The following is an 18,663-nucleotide window of genomic DNA, read 5'->3' on the forward strand; positions in this document are numbered from 1 at the left end:
AAATATCTGCTGGAAGATAATCATAAAAAAGTTTTGTAAGTTTGAAAAAGAATCGATCAAGAAATACCATGTGAGATATGAGCGAAAGTAAAATCCCTTTTCCTATCAATTATTCCTGTCACTTTTCAGAATTCAGAGAAGGAGAACAGTTTGCACAGATCCACAGCCTTGGATTGGTTCTGTCCGGAGAAATGGAGCTCAATGATGGTATTACAAAAACAATTTTCAAGGAAGGAGAGCTTTATTCCGCCAGAAAAAACAGTTTATTAAAATTTGCAAAATATCCTCCTAAAAATGGAGAGATCAGAACGATATCCATTTATTTTGATGATGCTATGCTTCACAACTTCAGTCGTGAGTATGGATATCAGGCAGAAAAAAAAGAACATGTTCCAGCTTATATAAAACCTGAACAAAAGGCATTACATTCCTTTATGTATTCATTATTAGCCTATGAAGATCTTTCGGCTTCTGAAGAAATCCTGCGTCTTAAACAGAAAGAAGCTTTACTTCTGCTGCTGAATTATGACCCGGGTCTTAAGGATATTTTATTTGATTTTTCCGAGCCGTATAAAATTGATATTGAAACGTTTATGAATAAGAACTTTCATTTCAATGTGAATGTAGAACGTTTTGCTTATTTAACAGGGAGAAGCTTATCTGCATTCAAAAGAGATTTTCAGAAGATATTCGGAGTACCGCCAAGACAATGGCTGCAGCTTAGAAGATTAAAAGAAGCACATTTTCTGCTTACCCAAAAAGGAAGATCTGTTTCTGATATTTACCTGGATCTGGGGTTTGAAAACCTTTCTCATTTTTCCTTTGCCTTTAAAAAACAGTTTGGTTATCCTCCAAGCACATTACAGGCAAAATAACTCAGATCTCTTCTAAAAAAAGTATCTGAAAGCAATAATCACCACGATAATAACTGCTATTGTAATGATTTTCACTTTCATGTCGCTTTTAAGGTTTTCAGGGGTGTAACGGAGTGTTTTTTCATCAAGATAAAAGTCTTTGTACACTTCCGGATCAATTTTCAGATCAGGTCGGAACATCTTTATTCCCTTCAAAAAATGTCCGATAAGATCATATCGGTTTTTAAGCGGAATTACATCCAGATTGACCATTTTCTTTTTAGGCTCCCTGTTTTCATCTTTTTCATGAACATACAGATTCTTCCTGAAATCACTGTATTTTCCGTGGGAAGCAAATTCTGAAAATATATCTTTTGTATAAGGGTTTCCACTCTTTACCAAATCATAATATTTGATTGCTGACAACACTTTTTCATTCGTGTTGAGAAATAGAATTCCCTGATGGTTGATGAGCAGACCACTGATTTTTTCATCCTGATTTCTGATCATTTCATAGGCTAGCCAACCTGCCAGTGAACCCGCAATCAGAAACAATAAAAGGAAAATCATATCAGAAGCTGTATCTGTAGAAGGATCTGAAACAGCATCCATAAAAAACCCAAGTAAAACAACTGCTATGGCTCCAAAAAGAATAACAATACTCCATCGTAATCCGGATATATATTCAGGGCTGTAGGTTTCTGCTCTCAATTCAGAGAATGATTCTTTCATTGTTTAAATATATAGTTCGTTGGCAATCAGTTTTCAATGTATTATAGAGACTTTCTTTCTGTCAGAATGGGTCTGCTGTCAAAAATATACTATATAAATGAATGGTGAAAGCTTTATTTCATCAATGTTTTCAGGGATTATTACAATAAATCGTGCCATGAAAGTCATGGCACGATTCTGTGATTGTATCTAATTATTTCTAAAGTTTTCTAAAGTGCATATTCTACCGAAACTTCTTTAGCTGCGGCTACCATTGCTATTAAAGCTTTTTCGGTTTCATCCCAGTGTCTTGTTTTCAGTCCGCAGTCCGGATTTACCCAAAGCTGGCTTGCAGGAATTACATTCTGAGCTTTTCTCAACAGTTCAATCATTTCTTCTTTTGACGGAACTCTTGGTGAGTGAATGTCATATACTCCGGGACCAATTTCATTTGGATATTTGAAATCTGCAAAAGCATTCAGCAATTCCATCTGAGAACGTGAGCATTCTATGGTAATCACGTCTGCATCCATATCGGCGATATTTTCAATAATATCATTGAATTCCGAATAACACATATGCGTATGAATTTGAGTAGCATCTTCTACTCCGCTTGCTGAAATTCTAAAGGCTTCTACAGCCCATTTCAGATAATTCTGCCAGTCTGTTTTTCTTAAAGGAAGTCCCTCTCTGATAGCAGGTTCGTCAATCTGAATAATTCTGATTCCTGCTTTTTCCAGATCCACTACTTCATCACGGATTGCCAATGCAATCTGTTTACACGTTTCTGAACGAGGCTGGTCATCCCTTACAAAAGACCATTGCAAAATCGTAACCGGACCTGTCAGCATTCCTTTTACCCATTTTTCAGTCTGGGATTGTGCATATTGAGACCAGTAAACCGTCATCGGAGTCGGGCGGGAAACATCACCAAAGATCACAGGAGGCTTAACACAACGGCTTCCATAACTCTGTACCCATCCGTTTTTAGTGAATACAAATCCTTCAAGCTGTTCTCCGAAGTATTCTACCATGTCATTACGTTCAAATTCCCAGTGAACCAATACATCAATTCCGATATCTTCCTGCCAGCGGATTGTTCTCTGAGTTTCCTCTTTCAATAAGGTATCATATTGTTCTGCGGTAAGCTCTCCTTTTTTGAATTTGGCTCTCCAGCTTCTTACTTCTGTGGTTTGTGGGAATGATCCGATGGTGGTAGTTGGGAATAAAGGAAGCTGCAATACTTCCTGCTGTTCTTCTTTTCGGATCTTGAAGGTATTTATTCTCTGAGCATCTTTTTCAGTAACAGCATTGGCTCTTTGCTTCACCTGATTATTATGGATAAGAGAAGAGGTTCTTCTGCTTTCAATTGCTTTTTTATTTTCTTCGAATGCTTCAAGAACCTGTTCATTTTCTGTTCCTGCTGCCAGTTCTTTAAGGATTACCACTTCCGCTACTTTTTGTTTGGCAAAAGCCAGCCAATTTTTGATTTCAGGATTAAGACTGGTTTCAAAATCCAGATCACACGGTGAATGAAGCAATGAACATGATGGTGCAATGAAAATTCTTTCAGATCCTAATTTTTCAACTGCTTTTCTGATGAAAGACAGCGATTTTTCATAATCATTTTTCCAGATATTTCTGCCGTCAATTACCCCTAATGACAGACTTAAACTTTCCGGAATAACATTCAGAATATCGTCCAGCTGTTCAGGATTTCTTACCAGATCAATATGTAGTGTGTTCACCGGAAGTGAAACAGCAAGTGATGCGTTATCTTTTAATCCGTCAAAATAAGTGGCAATAATAAATTTCAGTTTCGGGAAACGTTTTCTGATTTCAGCATACACAGAAAGATAAGCTTCTTTTGCTTTTTCGGTTAAGTCCAATGCCAGAAAAGGTTCATCAAACTGAATCCATTCAGCACCCTGATCCTGAAGCTTAGTTAAAATTTCTGTGTATACTGGAAGAAGATTTCCGGCAAGATCTAACTTATCAAATCCTTCTTCTTTTTCCTTTCCTAAAAGAAGATAGGAAACCAATCCAATAATGACTGGTTTTGCATTGATTCCCGCTTGTTTTGCTCCGGCAAATTCATTGAAAATTTTGTCTGAACTTAGTTTAAACTGTTGATTTTTATAAAATTCCGGTACGATATAGTGATAATTGGTATCAAACCATTTGGTCATTTCCATCGCCGTGATATCCAGTCCATCTTTCTGATACCCTCTTGCCATCGCAAAATAAAGATCCAGCTCAGAATTGTTCTTTTTAAGTACAACTTCATGATAGCGGGTTGGGATTGCTCCTACCACAAGGCTCATATCCAATACCTGATCATAATAGGAAAAATCATTACACGGGATAAGGTCTATTCCGGCTTCTTTCTGGATATTCCAGTTTTGATTACAGATATTTCTTTCTGTATTCAGAAGTTCTTCCAAAAGGATATTACCTGACCAATACTGCTCGCAGGCTTTTTTGAGTTCTCTTTTGCTACCAATACGCGGATAGCCAAGGATGTGAGTTTGCATTTTTTAAAACTTTTTAATTAAACTTATTGGGAAAGTCCTTTAAAATGCTTCGTTATGTTCAAGCGGAAGAAATTTCAGGGAAATAATGATACAGCAGACGCTGCATTTCCCTTCAATAGAAAATACATATCTGATCTATCATCTGTATGACCCAAAAGCTTCAGACCGCGAAAGCATTGTCAATTCAGTAAAGGCAGGTCTCCTGACTTGTAGCGGTTTCCGTCATCCTTCCCGCTTTTGGCAGTGGATATGCAAGGACAGAGACCTTTGGTGTGTTACTTACAGTTGCGCGACAGCTCGTGATTTTCACACGATTCCCTATTAATCTACCTTAAGCAAAACCTTTCCTGTTTGATGAAGTATCTATAAAGAACTGTACTTTTACCTTTAACAACTGTCATCAGTAAAAGTTTTTAATTTTGTTTAAAATTAGCAATACAGAATAAAAGAACAATTAAAAGGAAATAATTAAGCAAATTAAACTTTTAAAAACCAAAATAAAAGCATATAATTCTTTACATTTGAAGATTATAATCATTTAAAAGAATAATATTCTGTGGAACAACTCGATGATAAGGACTTACAGCTTCTCAGGCTGCTCCAGAAAAATGCCAAACTGACTGTTAAAGAGCTGGCAAAAGAAATAAACCTCTCCACCTCTCCCGTTTTTGAACGGGTAAAAAGACTGGAACAGGAAGGTTTTGTTAAAAGATATACAGCAGTTCTTGATGCTGAAAAGCTGAACCGTGGATTTACCGTTTTCTGCCAAATCAAGCTCAAAATTCACGACAGATCTGTAGGGTATGATTTTGTAAAAGAGATTTTAGAAATTGAAGAGGTTGCCGAATGCTATAATATTTCCGGAGATTTTGATTTTCTTCTGAAGGTTCAGGTAAGAGATATGAAGCATTATCAGGATTTTGTATTCAATAAGCTGGGATCTGTGGATTCTATCGGGAGTACCCACAGTACTTTTGTGATGGCTGAAGTGAAAAACAACCATGGATTAACGATATAGATTTTTCTTAAAGTTAACCACTCTATGAATAAAAATCCGTCAAATAATGACGGATTTTATAGTATTTTGAAGCTTTTCAGCGATTAGTTGGCCGCCGGATCAATAAGTTCTGTTGTTAAACCTAATGATTTCAACAGATTTTTATTGTCAAAAAGCAAGGTTGCATAATGTTTTCCTTTTTTAAAAACCAGCTTTGATCCTCCCGAAAACTCACTGTCTGATCCCAGCTTTTGGGTTTTTGCATGGTATTTACTGAATCTGTTTTTACTGTCCTGTAATGTACTTTTATTCAGGATAAGGCCAAAAGGAAGACCTTCTACCACCATAGGTTTATTGTCTGAAGTAGTGAAAAACATCTCATTAACAGTATTATCTTTTCCAAGGCTGCAGTATAGCTCCAAACCAGTCTTCATTGGCCATTTTGCATATTTTTCTTCATTGGCATCTTCATAAAAAACGGTTTTTATGCTCAATGCTTTTGAGATTTTATCAGCAGTCTGCGGGAAAACAAATTCTGAATTTTTGTCTAGTAATGAATTTAAAGCGGCTGTTTTCTGTGAGAATACTGTTACACTTAACACAAGTAAAAAAACAGTTGCAATAAAAGTGAAAGGTTTCGTCTGCATGAGAATATTTTAAAATTTTAATGATTTGATGGCTAAAGGTATTAAAATTACGTAATTCACCCAATATAATTCTAAGAAATAGCCAGACAGGTTCAATATTAGTTCATACCTTTTGCTGCAAATTAAACACCGTACCCGAGGGATCAGTAATCCAGTGCATATTTTCAGGAAGTTCTTCAATTTCATCACAGGTTTCTACATCATTCGACTGTAAATATTGAGTGGCTTTTTCTACATCGGGAACAGTGAGCTGCAACCAGGTTTCCGAATGGGTATAGTTGTCTACACAATCCAGCCAGATGATATTGTGACCGAATTTTACTTCATGTGTTCTGGAAACAGTAGGGTTTTTTATAGGTTTTTCTTCAACGTCTAATTTTAAAATATCCCTATAAAAAGCAACCGTTTTTTCATATTTACTTTTTGGAATTTTTATGGCGATATTAATTCCTGCTTCAAATTGTATATCCATCATTAAGTTATTTTAAAAAACCATTAAGATAATTAAGAATTGTAGCTGTCTGCATCATCAGACTCACATGGGTCTGCCCCGGAGCAATAGCCAATTGAGATTTTGGCATCCCCCCCATATCTGCAAAAACATCACCCCCCAATAACTTATAGGTCTTTGAAAGTTCTGTTTTATCCAGCCCATCATTATCACCTGCAATGATTAAAACAGGTGCCGGTATTTTAGAAATATTATTATCTCCAAGGTCGAAAGGCTTTCCGGCAGAAACAATCATCTGCTCCAGAAATTTTGTCCATTTTGTTTTATCCGGTGCTACGGCATTGTAGGCTGTATGCAGAGGGCTGTTTGTAAAGAGATCAGGTTTCATTCCTTCAAACGCTTTATTGACTTCAGGCAGCCAGCCATTTGTTTTATAAGTTGACGAAATAATCACCAGATTATTAAGCCTTTCCGGACTTTGTATAGCCAGCTGATAAGCTACTTCCCCACCAAAACTGTACCCCACAACATCTGCTTTACCAATTTTCAGATAGTCCATTACTTTTGTAACATCCCTTGCCAAAGTAGCATGTGATAATTTTCGTTCCGAAAACGGGGAATGCCCATGTCCCTGTAATTCAAGAGCTATTACTTTTCTGTTTTTAGACAGCTCCGGTATCAATTCACCCCAGTTCATATCAATGGTCATGAAAGCACCATGCAGCAACACAATAGGTTTTCCCTGACCGTAAACTTCGTAGTAAACTTTGATGCCATTCACAGGCGCATAGCCACTTTCAGAAGGTTTTACTTTTTGTCCATATACCTGAGATACAGTGAGAATAATGGTTAAAACCAGTAGCGCAGAGAATTTGAATAAAGTTTTCATAATAGTATCAGATTTGGTGGATTAAACTTTTAACCAAAATTAGCTGGTTACAATGAAACAGGACTTGTCACAGGACAAGATTTTATTGAAACAAAATCTCCTATGATGGTTTCTCCCCAACCTTACTTTTAAAGCATAGCTGCCCACAATCACATTTTGCTTAATCAATAAAATAAATGTAAAAAATCACATAATTAACTATTTAAAAATAAATATTTTCACAATAATTCTACAACAGTTGATAAAAATTTATTAATTTCGAGTAGAACTAAACCTAAAAATTATTATGAAAAATTTAAAGAAAATCGAAAGACAGGAATTGAAAACAATTAAGGGTGGAATTGACTGCAGAGGTGGTCAATTGTGTTTAATCGGAGGAAAGTGGCAATGTATGCCTTATGATGGATGTGGCGGCGGAAATCAGCCATAATTGTATGTTTAACCCAACAACTTGACTATGAAAAATTCTAAAAAAATTTCAAGAGACCAATTGAAGAGTATTAATGGCGGAGCAGTAAGCTGCTCTGAAGCATGCTGCCCACCTCCGGGAATCAAAAGATGCCCATGGATATATTGTGTAGCGCCATGTGAGATTTTAAGTTAAGAAAAGACTGTATTTTTCAAAAAAATAAACTCTGCGGTTCAATGGAACTGCAGGGTTATTTGTAATTATTTTTGCGTTTATTATTTCATTTTCTTCACATCCAATGAATACCGATATGTCTCATTTTATAACTTCTAAATTTTTGTTGTACATATCATAGATTACTTTAGTAGTATCTTTTTTATAAACGGTAAAGTAAGTAACATCCTTATTCTTTACTATAGAATCTCCTATTTTAATTAATGAAATTATTTTTTCATCTTCCAAATAAATTGTATTACCATCTGAAAATTTGACAATATTGAAATGAGTTATAAGGTCATATTGAAGACTTACCCTTTTGGTAAACCTTCCTTTTTTGAGCAATATGCAAAAATTGTAACATAAGTTATTTTTTTTGAATAGCTTAAGAAATAGCTTTGCAGAGCTATGCATTTACAAAATAACAATAATTATGATTTTAAAAATGAATTGGATCTGCCAATGTGTAATCTCTTTCGAAAGTTCATTATTATTTGGGAAATCGAAATGATGCTACAGGTATATAAAATACGGAAGATTTGAAAACTATTGGCATTATTTCACTTATTAACTCTAGATACATATAAAGGATTTATCTAAATATCAGAAGAATAGGCTGATGTTTACAATTTGGAAACATGATATGAATGGACTTGTAGAATGGAGAATATTTTACCAGTTCTGAAAATAGAAATAACACTAAAACAGCCATTGTGAAAAAGAAAGTAGTTTTTCCTGCGAAATCTTTTTTACTGGTTTTTACAACAAAAAAACATGAGAGAATTAATACTAAAACACCAAAAAATAATTATCATTGTTGCAAGCTTATTAAGCATTACGTTCGCTTCATATTCTATATATGGTAAAATTAGTTTGGCATTTTCCCCCAACCAGGCAACTTGGGCAGAATTATCTACAATCATTTTTGATTTGCCCATATTATTACCTGGGATCATTGGCCTTTTCTATTTTTTCAGAAATAAATCTGCAAACATTTTGGTTCCAGCTGCTTATCTGGTATTATCATTGGCGTGTATACTCAGCATCTTTTTGGCCATCACCCAGGTTGACGCTCTTGCATTTGGGTTACCGATGCTTTTGATTGTAATACCTATATGTATTCTCATTTGTATATTATTAATTGGTCTAATACTTTTTGATTATGGAAAATTAAAATAATTTCTAAAAATTAATCTTCTCTCACAAAATCTTCCCTTGAAGGCAGACTTCCCTTTTTGAAGACTTACCCCATGGTTATATGCTAAAGAAGCTTTAGACTATTAGAAGGTATTTTATATTTATCAAATGTTTGAAAAAGGGGAAGTCTTCAGCTATGTCTCGTCATCTTCTCAGGTAATGGGTTCAATGAACAGGAGGTATGACAGGTATTTTGAGGAGTTGTTGAGATTTGCCCGTACATTCCCTAATTATAAAGCTGTCATTACAGATAAAAATTCTTTATAAATCAAACAACAGTCATAGACCTTTATCTAGGTTTTAGGAAATAGTAATCCCCTCCATTTTCAGAGGGGATTTTGCTTAGCTATATATAGGTCACACAAATAACTATTATTTTATATATTAGAACACTGATTATCAGTATATTATAAAAAATAAAAAGCAAATTAGGTTTTAACCAATTTTTTAGCAGCTTTTCAATTTATGTACAAAGGTCTCATAGTTAAAAAAGTGTTAAGAAAATAAATTCTCATTACTCTAATTCAATAGGGTTATAACCTTTTTTCTCTGCTTCACTTATTTTTTGTCTGTTTTGCCCCTCTGAAAATACAGTCCCCATTTTTTCTAATTCATATTTAATATTGTCTCTGTAATTTGTTGTTGCTTGAATTAATTCTTTTTTTGTGACTAACTTAGCATTTTGATAGTGTCTTTTATTTATTGTTATTATTTTTCCCTTCAACTTAGCACTTGATACCGATTTTACAAGTTCAAAATCATAATCCCCTGTCTTATCTGTTATTTTAACAATTAAGCCTGGAAGACCACTAAATTTGTATGGTCCATAAGGAAAAGGAATCTCCATTGAATACCAAGCTATCCAATCTCTTCCTTTATAATGAACCTCTGCTTTTTTACAATGAATAGAATTAATTACTTTGGTTTCATCAATCAACTTCCAGTCACGAATTACAGGGGTATTATAAGATAGAAGAGCAGTTCCAACTGACTCGTAAAATTCGGAATTATCATTTGTTTGGATAATTAAAAATTTAAATTTTGATGAAGGCAACCCTCTCATATCAATATTAAAATTACTCCTATTTTTATTATACTGCTCCATGAAAAGAGAGTCAAATTTCAACCTGTTTTCACTAATAAAAAAAGCACGTTTATCACTTATTTGCATTGTAAAAAGTTCTTTGTAAACGTTATCTCGATTTAGAGTATTAGGTTTGTATTGAAGTAAATAGGTAAATTCTCCCCTTAATGAATCACTAGTAGTTGTTTGAGAAAACAAAAAGGAGAAAAAAAATAAAAATAAAATTGTTAAAGTTTGTTTCTTTGTGAAATTCATTGCTGTTTTTTGTAAAAATAATAAATCGTTCAAACAAGATTTATTATTTGAACGATTTTTTGATTAATAATCAAGACTTCTTTCCTATTAAGTTCAAAGAAATGATTAACTTATGACTCAGAAATTATAATTGACAATAATTATCTTGAATTTTTTCTGCCCACTCTATCCATTGACCAGCACTCCAATCCTGACAAGTATAAGCAGATGTACAGCTTGCCTGAAATGTTCCACATTGCATTTGAAGTTTTTTCTTAGCTTTTTTAGTGCTTTTAGCAACCGTAACTTCTTTTGCTTTAGAATTTAATTTCTCCACGTTTCCTTTTGCACTTGCAAAGCCTGCTATACCAATCATAGCAATAAATAATAGTTTTTTCATGATTGTAATAAATTTTAAAATTACACATCAAACATATGAATATAAGTCAATAAAAAAAGAAATATTTTATTATGTTAAACACCCTCCATTAAACGACTTATACCAACTTGAACATTATGTATTACCTCACATTTTTATGAAATATTTGTACATAAATCCAGTTTTTGAATTGATTTTAAGAAGAGCCAATTTAGATAAACCAAATAGCAAAGAAGACCTTTGGTTTTATCCAGAATTTGAAGCCCCTTTTTTAAAGTTGTACCAGCTTTTTATATGTGGTTTATTTACCTATATGAACAACAAGCCCCTCCCTTTGTTTTAGTTTTGGTAATGCCCCCTCTTTTTGAAATCGGGCTTATCTCTGTTTATCGGAAAAAAGATAAAAGATTTTCAGTTTGGGGATTTTTCGAGAGATACAGCAGTCAGTTTTGAACCTGAAAATTTACTAAATGAGGTACTGAGATAAGAAATCATTATCTTTGTTATATAAGAAATGTAGGGAAAATGTGGGGAAGAAAATTTTAATGAAAAACAAAACCCACTGATTATCAGTAGGTTTATGTTTAACTATTGCGGAGAGTGAGGGATTCGAACCCCCGGACCTGTTACAGTCAACAGTTTTCAAGACTGCCGCAATCGACCACTCTGCCAACTCTCCTTCAACTCCGGTAGTACCGTTGTTTTCAGTGGTGCAAATATAGAAAGTTTTTTATTACTGACAAAATATTTTTTCAATAAAATTTACATTTCCGTAGTTTTAAAGAAAACTCAGTTTTTTCAGGCTTTCAAAATAAAAATATTAAAAACTCAACTTCAGCTACTTACCCTTAAACAGGGGATATTTTGACTTCAGTATTATTTTTTACAAAATTTTTATCCGTAGTAATATTCTGTAGTGACATCTCCGCTAAAGGCTGGGGGCATATCCTGTTTCTGCATGTTCAGTTCAAATAATCTTTCGCCATTTTTATTTCCTCCTAGTATTTTTAAGGAATACCAACCGTTTTCTAAGGAAAAAGTTATGCAATTTTCATCATTAATAGAGGTAATATCTTTTAAATAACCTATACCAACAATTTTCACTTCATTGTTCGCAGTCTGAAATATCCAGCCTCTCGACTCTACTTCTACCTCATCATCATTCAAAATCTTTTCATCATTCACAGAAACCCGAAATGCATAGTAATCTTCTTCTACACCTATTATTGGAATAGCAATTCCTGATTGTGTAATTTCATCTCCATGTTCGTTTTCTACGAAATATTTTAAAATATTAGTACCCTGAAGATGATTTTCTTCCAGATATTTTGCTAAAAGCTGCGGGCTAAATACTACAAAACCTTTAAGTTCAGAGAATATTTTCTTCATATATATTGGGATTGGATTTGGATTAAATATTTTATAAAGGAAAAGGCTACATGAATGGAAATATTATTTTGAGGTTAAATTCTTTTTAAACATTTAAAATTTCTTGCCAGAGGTTCACTAGAAAATCGTAAAAATTCTTTGAAGTTACTCCCTGTTAAGTTATCTACAGCCTCATACAAAGAGTGCCCAATTTTTCTAAACCCAATTCCTCTAAAATCTGTTAAATAGATATCAAACTCATTGTCCGTTCCTGATTCCGGATCCCAAAAAAGGTACAAGCCATTATCACTTGAAGCGAAGGGAAATAACCTTTTTAATAACTCAGGAGAACCATCCGGAGCAATACTAAACCAAATATCATCATTATTAACGTCATCTATGTACGTATTTTTAATCCCTTCTGTTCTTACAAATAAGGAATCCCCATAGTTTTCCATTGGCAGATAAATATGAAATTCTTCAAGTGCTACTCCATATCCATACTGCTTCACAAATCTTTTATAAGATTCTGGAAATCCTTTTCCGTTTGAAAATCTGAAACTTTCCAGTTCTGTAATATTCCCAAATTCTGTAGGTGTCCCGATTATTTCTAAATTAAATTCATTAGATTCCATGGTTTGCGTTTTTGTATCGCTTGGATTGTGTTATTTAAATTTCCCTACTAAATCTAAATAATATTGCTTGCCATATTCATTGTTTGATTCTTCAGCCTTTCTATTGAAATAGCTTGCTGCTTCTTCTTTATTTTCCTTAGGAATTTCATTACCATACAGATCCATGATTACTTCAAAAGAACTTTCTGCTACTTTTTTGGGAGACATTTCCTTTACCTCCATAAAATACTGCCATTTTTGATTGTAACTTTTGAAATGTTCCATTCTTGGAAGAAATATTGCCACATAAGGTCCTACATTCTTTTTGTAAGCATTTTCAAGCATAAACTCATAAATATCATTTGTTTCCGACAGACTGTATCTTTGAAGCATGTTTCCTATTGCAGAAATGAGTAAAACTACCAGTTTGGTATTATCAGCATTTCTTTTATAAATGTCTAAAAGAATATCTGCAAATTTTGTATCATTAAAAAGATCGTTATAATATACTGATACTTCAAGTCTCGGAGTCTTTTCAAATTCTTTTACAGCCTGAAACAGTTGCTCTTCACTCAGTTTTTTCCATCCGGAAATTTGTTTTTTCAACGATTCAATGTTATCAATATTCTTCTGTATCTTTTGAGGTATGTTGCTCATTTATACTTCTTCAATTTCCTATTTATTTAATAATTCTTACGTTCACTTTGTCTTTTATCTCTTCAATAGATTCATAGTCATCAATTTTTTTACACTTTTCAATTAAAAGATCCTTTAGTATTTCTAAGTTTTTAATGGCTTGAATATTTTCTAAACTATTGTTTTTCACTAAAGCTAATTCTTCCAATGGAAGATTTTCTATACCATCCAGTGTTTCTATCTTCGAATTGTAGACATGAAGAACTTTCAGATTTTGTAATTTGGAAAGTTCACGAAGATTCGTGTTTGAAAATTTTGTAAGCACCAGACTTTGTAATGAATAAGCTTCATTAAAATTAACCAACCCCTTCCAATACTCAGTACCAAGATGTTTAATTTTATGGAAATTTGATATATCAATTGAAAATTTTTGTTTCTCTAAATAGATCTTTTCAAGGTTTTGCAAAGAGTATATTGATTCAATATTTATAACATTTTCTATTGTGCTTAAAGATATGATTTTCAAGTAATCTGAAAGTTTTTCAAATTCTTTAAAATCTACCTTAGACTCAGTATTCTCATGTCCTAAGAATCCTCTTATCTGAATTTGAGCAATTTTTAAATGCTTAGCATATTCTACACCTTCTTTTAACTGATTAGCGTGAATAACTATATATTCACCGTCTAAATTTTTTCTTACCGTTTTATCTAGTAACATTTTATTCCTACTGTAGTATTAAATTTTGTTTCAAAATCATCCGCTTTCTTTACAATATCATTGTATATGGTTGGATTATTCAATTGTGCATCTGCCAATAATTTTTCTCCTGGTGAATTGATTGCATTATCAAAATCAATAGCAGTTACAGCATTATTTCTTCTCATTAATTCAGCTTCTACCATCAACCCCGTTTTATTATCTCCATAATCCACATGTATCCCCTGAGTAACATTTCCTTTACCTCCCACTCTTTCTCCCATTGAAGTATACATCCTATTGGAAGGCCCTTTTCCTATATACCATTTTGAACCATTAGTAAACATATAGGTACCTGTGAGCCCGAATGGATCTACCCAGATATTACTGTCAAAAACGTATGCATAGAAGTTGGGATTATTTCCTAATAACCCTATCGGGTCTTTAGAAATATAAATTCCACTATCGTTATCATAATACCTAAAGCGATTATAATAAAGACCATCTGTTTCTATATCCTCATATTGTCCGAGCTGCCTAAACGGAATAAAATATCTATCGCCTTTTACATTTTGAAGATTTCCATAAATATCATATTCTGTACTCCAGATGACCTTACCTACTTCATCAAAAGCCTGAACAGGTCTACCTAAATAATCAGAAATAATACTGTAGCTTTCCCCATTAACAATTTTGGCACATGGCACATATGAATTTTGCTCATACACCCAGGTCACCATATTCTCCACAGGTTCTTTTCCCGCAATGACATTTCCGTCATCATCTACAACCGTTACAGGAACTTTTTCAGCATCATAGCTCCATTCATGCAGAAGAACATTACCATCCCAAATATAACGAGTTATTTTCTTTAGGCCAATTTTTGAGGTTCTTCTTCCGAGAGCATCATACTCAAAGCTTACATCTTTGCCGTCGGGGCATTTTACTTTGGCCAGCATTCCGTTGGCATTCCAGGAATACGCCCAGTCTCCGGGGGACCATTCCGGGTTTTGGATTTCTGTTGGAAGGTCTTCGGTTACATTGGGTAAATCAGCTCCATCCGGCAGTTTCGGGCTGTTCAGCCAATCTGAAGCAATGGTTTTATAATAAGGATGTGTATTCTTTTGCTCTTCTGTATGCTCCGGCTTGGCATCGTTGATCGGCCGCTTACTTTTTAACAATAAATTTCCTTCTTCATCGTAATGGTAAAACCAGTTTTTATCGCGCATCAGCTTTCCTCCTTTGTCGTAGACGCGGTCAGTCTGCCGGGAACTTTCATATAAGCATCCTGTAGCATCCGGATTTTTGTACTGTACCTCTCCGTTCGAATATTCTGCAGCAACAAGGCTTCCGAAAGCATCGTAATCAAATCTTGTTCTTCCGCCCGTCACCCTGTCCAGCGTATGCAACAATCGGTTTCCGGCTCCCCAGTCGTAATCTTTATGGAAGGTAGTATTGGTTTTATTCACTGTTACTTTCTGACTTACCGGCATTCCGATATGGTCAAATTCAAAAGTGCTTTCTACCCCGCCGGTCATTTCACGGGAATGCATCTGTCCGTTCCGGCTGATCTCAAGATTCATCCGCCAGGGTGCATGCACTTCCGGAGTAGCGGCAGTTACCGTTTTAAACTGTCCCAGATCATTATAAGAATAGTCTACTTCGGCTCCTAAGCTACTTTTCAAACCGATCAGATTTGCCTGACTGTCATATTCATATTGAATGGTATGCGCACCCTGTTTTTCACTGGTGATCTGTCCTAATTTATTTCTCTGAAAACTAACACTATTATCTTCATTATCTGCTTTGATCAATAATCCTGAAGTGTCATATTGGTAAGCTTCCCAGGTTCCGTCCGGATAATGGGTTTGCGTTATTCTTCCCGCTAAATCATATTCATAAAAAATATTCTTCCCGTGAGGGGTTCTTCTTTGGGTAATCAATCCGTCTTTATCACGAACAAAGAATTTTTTCTGGCCTTCAAAGCCGGTTTCACCTATGATTTCGTTATTATTATTTCTTTCAAAAGAATAGACTTCTCCTTTTTCATTGGTAATGCTCATTAAGTTTTCATAAGCATCATATCCAAAAGCCAGCGTTTGTTCTTTTTTACCCGTAAGTGCATTCCTGCGAACCTGTCTTTTAAGGCTTCCCATAGGAGTGTAACTCACAAGCCATTCTGCACGGCCATCCGTGACATACACCGGAAGATCATAGGCATCATAACGAAACTTCAATGGTAATTGTCCCTGTTCATTTATTTCTACTACCCTTCCCATTTTATCCCGGTTCCAAAGAGTCCTTTTTAAGGGTTTCGGACTGAAAGCCAATAATCTTCCATACTCATCATACTTCCAATATTGTTCAGCTCCGAGCGTATTGGTCAGTTGAACAAGCTGCCCTCTCTGATTATATTCGTAAGATGTTGTAATGTGTTCTCTTATATTCTTTTTGGGAAGTCTTTCCCCTTCGGCATATTCATAATAAACGCTATCTTCAGCAGCATCTGTATGGCTTATCAGCCTTCCATCCTCATCATAACTCCATGTTTCAGAAGCTCCGGATGGTGAAAGGCGTGCAGTCACCTGTCCGAATTCGTTGTATTGATAATGATATTCTTCTCCATCCGGACTATGGAAAATTTTGATATTTCCCATTTCGTCATAGGTATATCCCTGAACTCTTCCTTCCGGAGTTCCTATCATTTTCAACTCGTTGTTCGCTGTAAAATCATACCAGGTTTCACCTCCTTCTCCATCTACTTTTTTATAAACAAGAAAATTCTCATCGTAATAATAGCGTTCGGTTTTATTGTTCTGTTTTGGATATATTACTTCTGTAAAACCTTCTTCTTCATTATAATTGAGACTTCCTTCCATATAGCCATCCACTCCTTTGGTATGAACCACTCTTCCTTCTTTATCATAATTCCAGTTGTAGCTCATCCCATTTCGGTTGGTTCTTTTCACTACCTGATTATTTCCGTCATATTCAAAGGCAATTGCTTTTTTGTGAACATCCCATATCTGGGTAAGATTTCCTCGGTCATCATATTCATAGCGAACCTGCAGATCTCTCTGTTTTTTATAACAGTAATAAACTTCCGTTACTTTTTTATATTCAGGATGGATCACAGTTTCTATTCTGAATCCACTTTTCACATCTATGATACATTTTAGGACAATATTGCGGTCTTCATACTCATATTCCCGGATGGTTCCATCACCATATTCAATACGAACTACCTTATAAATGGGTCCTTCTGTAATATGATGGAAACGTTTATAAGTATAGATATCAGTTCCTTTGCGAATAACCCAGATACTGCTGCTTGGTCTGTACTGCCATATCTTCTGATCTCTGAAATAGGTCATTTCTTCACCAATTTCAGGCGCAGGAATCAGCATGGCAATATTTTCATAAGGGTGCATCCATCCGGCAAACTTATTGTTTTCTTCGGACAGAATAAACAGATCATGATTATTAAAGACTCCGTTTCCTAAAGGACCAAAATCATAAGGCCTGTCACTGTGCCATAAATTCCTCCATTTTAAAGGAGTACTTCCCTGAATCTCAAAATCATCCCATTCAAAAACCATTGCTCCTGTAGCAAAATTAACAGGTTCCAATCCCCAGTGGCATAATTTCTTAGAAAGGGCATTAGCAAATTTAAATTTATTGAATGGAGCTTTTTTAAGGACACTGTTATTCAGTTTTTTTAATCCATTTGCTCCCAGTTTGCCTATTTTTTTGGTCAGGCTTCTCATTAAAAACATTCCTGCAATACGCATGAGCATTTCTCCGGGGGTGTAAACATGGGGAACAAAAGCTCCTCCCACCAATACAGGTCCACCCGTATTGATCTGGATATACATGCTTGAAAAATTATTATAGAAGGCGAAATACGCCAGTGGATTTTTCTTTGGTTTGTCCGGCATAGCAGGCAACATAGTCATCCCGAAAGGAAACCCCATACAGGTAAGTACCTGCTGAGGCTGGTTTCCGCTCATTTTACTTCCTTGTGCCAAGACGGTCTGTGAACCATAATATACCTCCCCCTCGTGTGGAGCTTCCTGGGGAAAAGGAATGAGATATACCGGAATCAGCGAGGTGATATGTCTGAACGGAATTACCACTCCCATTACACTCGTCGTAGTGGTTGCTTTATGTCTTCCGTGAACGTATATTGATCCTCCCATCGGAATACTTTCCGGAAGTGAAGGCATGAGGTTTCTTGCAAACTGAGGAATCGGAATGGTGATCGTAATGTAATCCATCACATCAAACACGATCCCGATGAAAGGATGCGGCAAAGGCAGTGGAATCAGCATAAATGAAGGTGGCGGCGGGATTAATGTCCAGTGGATATCAATCGCCAGCACAATGTCAAAATGCTTACTCGTATGCTGAATCGCGGTGGACGGCATTGCTGGTGTATTGACTTTGATCAGCTTTACTTTGCTTTCCGGAGCGGCTTTTTCTGCGGTTACAGCACTGTCTCCGCCACCTCCTCCGCTGCTTTTTCCTGACTGAGCACTATCTCCTCCCGCAATGGATTTAGCCATAGAAACCGGATTCAGCGAATCGAAATTATTTTTCATTCCATTCTTCCAGCCCTGTGTAGTTTTGTCCCAGCTTACTGAGGTAACATCCGCATTTACCTTCAAGGAGCGGTCTGGGTTCATATTCGGTTTTTCAACCTTGATGGGTTTTACTGTTTTTTTATTCAGATCTGCCATGATTCTT

General features: G+C 35.2%; 18 protein-coding genes, 1 tRNA gene and 1 riboswitch. Of the genes, 6 read left to right on the top strand and 13 right to left on the bottom strand.

The window, feature by feature from the left end; genetic code table 11:
* Nucleotides 1–77: 77 nt before the first annotated feature.
* Complete coding sequence (locus BOQ62_RS01355) at nt 78–875, top strand: helix-turn-helix domain-containing protein (protein WP_129036634.1); 798 nt, start codon at nt 78–80, stop codon at nt 873–875.
* 12 nt (nt 876–887) lie between these two features.
* Here BOQ62_RS01355 and BOQ62_RS01360 read toward each other — a convergent pair whose 3' ends face one another.
* Entirely contained in the window at nt 888–1,586 is a 699-nt protein-coding gene (locus tag BOQ62_RS01360; protein ID WP_129036635.1) for a hypothetical protein, read from the bottom strand.
* 209 nt (nt 1,587–1,795) lie between these two features.
* On the bottom strand, nt 1,796–4,099 hold the full coding sequence (metE, locus tag BOQ62_RS01365) for a 5-methyltetrahydropteroyltriglutamate--homocysteine S-methyltransferase (RefSeq protein WP_129036636.1): 2,304 nt from the start codon (nt 4,097–4,099) through the stop codon (nt 1,796–1,798).
* 174 nt (nt 4,100–4,273) lie between these two features.
* A riboswitch (cobalamin riboswitch) is annotated at nt 4,274–4,460 on the bottom strand.
* Nucleotides 4,461–4,655: 195 nt separating this feature from the next.
* Between metE and BOQ62_RS01370 the strand changes: the two genes are divergently transcribed.
* Complete coding sequence (locus BOQ62_RS01370) at nt 4,656–5,117, top strand: Lrp/AsnC family transcriptional regulator (RefSeq protein ID WP_129036637.1); 462 nt, start codon at nt 4,656–4,658, stop codon at nt 5,115–5,117.
* Nucleotides 5,118–5,200: 83 nt separating this feature from the next.
* Here the strand turns inward: BOQ62_RS01370 and BOQ62_RS01375 are convergent, their stop codons facing one another.
* From BOQ62_RS01375 to BOQ62_RS01385, 3 genes are all read right to left on the bottom strand, one after another.
* Nucleotides 5,201–5,743 carry a hypothetical protein gene (locus BOQ62_RS01375; protein ID WP_129036638.1) on the bottom strand — a complete coding sequence of 181 codons (543 nt, stop codon included), beginning with the start codon at nt 5,741–5,743 and terminating at the stop codon, nt 5,201–5,203.
* A 103-nt stretch (nt 5,744–5,846) separates the two neighbouring features.
* Complete coding sequence (locus BOQ62_RS01380) at nt 5,847–6,218, bottom strand: VOC family protein (RefSeq protein WP_228413546.1); 372 nt, start codon at nt 6,216–6,218, stop codon at nt 5,847–5,849.
* 4 nt (nt 6,219–6,222) lie between these two features.
* Complete coding sequence (locus BOQ62_RS01385) at nt 6,223–7,083, bottom strand: alpha/beta fold hydrolase (protein ID WP_164976650.1); 861 nt, start codon at nt 7,081–7,083, stop codon at nt 6,223–6,225.
* A gap of 286 nt (nt 7,084–7,369) precedes the next feature.
* Here BOQ62_RS01385 and BOQ62_RS22285 point away from each other — a divergent pair, with 286 nt between their 5' ends.
* The 4 genes from BOQ62_RS22285 to BOQ62_RS22295 all read left to right on the top strand — a co-directional run bounded on the left by BOQ62_RS22285 (nt 7,370) and on the right by BOQ62_RS22295 (nt 9,172).
* Entirely contained in the window at nt 7,370–7,513 is a 144-nt protein-coding gene (locus BOQ62_RS22285; RefSeq protein WP_002980068.1) for a bacteriocin-like protein, read from the top strand.
* A gap of 27 nt (nt 7,514–7,540) precedes the next feature.
* Nucleotides 7,541–7,687: a bacteriocin-like protein gene (locus tag BOQ62_RS22290; protein WP_164976651.1), complete on the top strand. Its 147-nt coding sequence runs from the start codon at nt 7,541–7,543 to the stop codon at nt 7,685–7,687.
* Between the two features lie 795 nt (nt 7,688–8,482).
* The gene (locus BOQ62_RS01390) at nt 8,483–8,887 is read left to right on the top strand and encodes a hypothetical protein (RefSeq protein WP_129036639.1); all 405 of its coding nucleotides are present in this window, start codon (nt 8,483–8,485) and stop codon (nt 8,885–8,887) included.
* A gap of 126 nt (nt 8,888–9,013) precedes the next feature.
* Nucleotides 9,014–9,172, top strand: coding sequence for a hypothetical protein (locus tag BOQ62_RS22295; RefSeq protein WP_164976652.1), 159 nt, complete (start codon nt 9,014–9,016; stop codon nt 9,170–9,172).
* 247 nt (nt 9,173–9,419) lie between these two features.
* On the opposite strand, the gene BOQ62_RS01395 is transcribed toward BOQ62_RS22295, so the two are convergent.
* The 8 genes from BOQ62_RS01395 to BOQ62_RS01430 all read right to left on the bottom strand — a co-directional run bounded on the left by BOQ62_RS01395 (nt 9,420) and on the right by BOQ62_RS01430 (nt 18,656).
* Complete coding sequence (locus BOQ62_RS01395; RefSeq protein ID WP_228413548.1) at nt 9,420–10,277, bottom strand: GLPGLI family protein; 858 nt, start codon at nt 10,275–10,277, stop codon at nt 9,420–9,422.
* 91 nt (nt 10,278–10,368) lie between these two features.
* Entirely contained in the window at nt 10,369–10,623 is a 255-nt protein-coding gene (locus BOQ62_RS01400) for a hypothetical protein (protein WP_129036640.1), read from the bottom strand.
* 573 nt (nt 10,624–11,196) lie between these two features.
* Nucleotides 11,197–11,281: transfer RNA gene (locus BOQ62_RS01405), tRNA-Ser, on the bottom strand.
* A gap of 215 nt (nt 11,282–11,496) precedes the next feature.
* Complete coding sequence (locus BOQ62_RS01410; RefSeq protein WP_129036641.1) at nt 11,497–11,991, bottom strand: hypothetical protein; 495 nt, start codon at nt 11,989–11,991, stop codon at nt 11,497–11,499.
* A gap of 74 nt (nt 11,992–12,065) precedes the next feature.
* A complete protein-coding gene (locus BOQ62_RS01415; protein WP_129036642.1) occupies nt 12,066–12,605 on the bottom strand; it encodes an SMI1/KNR4 family protein in 540 nt (179 codons plus the stop codon).
* A gap of 30 nt (nt 12,606–12,635) precedes the next feature.
* Complete coding sequence (locus BOQ62_RS01420; protein ID WP_228413550.1) at nt 12,636–13,190, bottom strand: hypothetical protein; 555 nt, start codon at nt 13,188–13,190, stop codon at nt 12,636–12,638.
* A gap of 73 nt (nt 13,191–13,263) precedes the next feature.
* Nucleotides 13,264–13,938: a leucine-rich repeat domain-containing protein gene (locus BOQ62_RS01425; protein WP_129036644.1), complete on the bottom strand. Its 675-nt coding sequence runs from the start codon at nt 13,936–13,938 to the stop codon at nt 13,264–13,266.
* Entirely contained in the window at nt 13,929–18,656 is a 4,728-nt protein-coding gene (locus BOQ62_RS01430; protein WP_317127346.1) for an RHS repeat-associated core domain-containing protein, read from the bottom strand. Before BOQ62_RS01430 ends, BOQ62_RS01425 begins: the two co-directional genes overlap by 10 nt.
* Between the last annotated feature and the right edge of the window lie 7 nt (nt 18,657–18,663).

It is taken from the genome of Chryseobacterium sp. CH21 (genome assembly GCF_004119445.1).
GTDB lineage: Bacteria > Bacteroidota > Bacteroidia > Flavobacteriales > Weeksellaceae > Chryseobacterium.

What these genes read in the sequence shown, in the direction of transcription:
- BOQ62_RS01380 (WP_228413546.1), bottom strand. Translation starts at nt 6,218, where the DNA reads ATGATGGATATACAATTTGAAGCAGGAATTAATATCGCCATAAAAATT.
- BOQ62_RS01360 (WP_129036635.1), bottom strand. Translation starts at nt 1,586, where the DNA reads ATGAAAGAATCATTCTCTGAATTGAGAGCAGAAACCTACAGCCCTGAA.
- BOQ62_RS01400 (WP_129036640.1), bottom strand. Translation starts at nt 10,623, where the DNA reads ATGAAAAAACTATTATTTATTGCTATGATTGGTATAGCAGGCTTTGCA.
- metE (WP_129036636.1), bottom strand. Translation starts at nt 4,099, where the DNA reads ATGCAAACTCACATCCTTGGCTATCCGCGTATTGGTAGCAAAAGAGAA.
- BOQ62_RS01430 (WP_317127346.1), bottom strand. Translation starts at nt 18,656, where the DNA reads ATGGCAGATCTGAATAAAAAAACAGTAAAACCCATCAAGGTTGAAAAA.
- BOQ62_RS01390 (WP_129036639.1), top strand. Translation starts at nt 8,483, where the DNA reads ATGAGAGAATTAATACTAAAACACCAAAAAATAATTATCATTGTTGCA.
- BOQ62_RS22285 (WP_002980068.1), top strand. Translation starts at nt 7,370, where the DNA reads ATGAAAAATTTAAAGAAAATCGAAAGACAGGAATTGAAAACAATTAAG.
- BOQ62_RS01385 (WP_164976650.1), bottom strand. Translation starts at nt 7,083, where the DNA reads ATGAAAACTTTATTCAAATTCTCTGCGCTACTGGTTTTAACCATTATT.
- BOQ62_RS01410 (WP_129036641.1), bottom strand. Translation starts at nt 11,991, where the DNA reads ATGAAGAAAATATTCTCTGAACTTAAAGGTTTTGTAGTATTTAGCCCG.
- BOQ62_RS01375 (WP_129036638.1), bottom strand. Translation starts at nt 5,743, where the DNA reads ATGCAGACGAAACCTTTCACTTTTATTGCAACTGTTTTTTTACTTGTG.
- BOQ62_RS01355 (WP_129036634.1), top strand. Translation starts at nt 78, where the DNA reads ATGAGCGAAAGTAAAATCCCTTTTCCTATCAATTATTCCTGTCACTTT.
- BOQ62_RS22290 (WP_164976651.1), top strand. Translation starts at nt 7,541, where the DNA reads ATGAAAAATTCTAAAAAAATTTCAAGAGACCAATTGAAGAGTATTAAT.
- BOQ62_RS01425 (WP_129036644.1), bottom strand. Translation starts at nt 13,938, where the DNA reads ATGTTACTAGATAAAACGGTAAGAAAAAATTTAGACGGTGAATATATA.
- BOQ62_RS22295 (WP_164976652.1), top strand. Translation starts at nt 9,014, where the DNA reads ATGTTTGAAAAAGGGGAAGTCTTCAGCTATGTCTCGTCATCTTCTCAG.
- BOQ62_RS01415 (WP_129036642.1), bottom strand. Translation starts at nt 12,605, where the DNA reads ATGGAATCTAATGAATTTAATTTAGAAATAATCGGGACACCTACAGAA.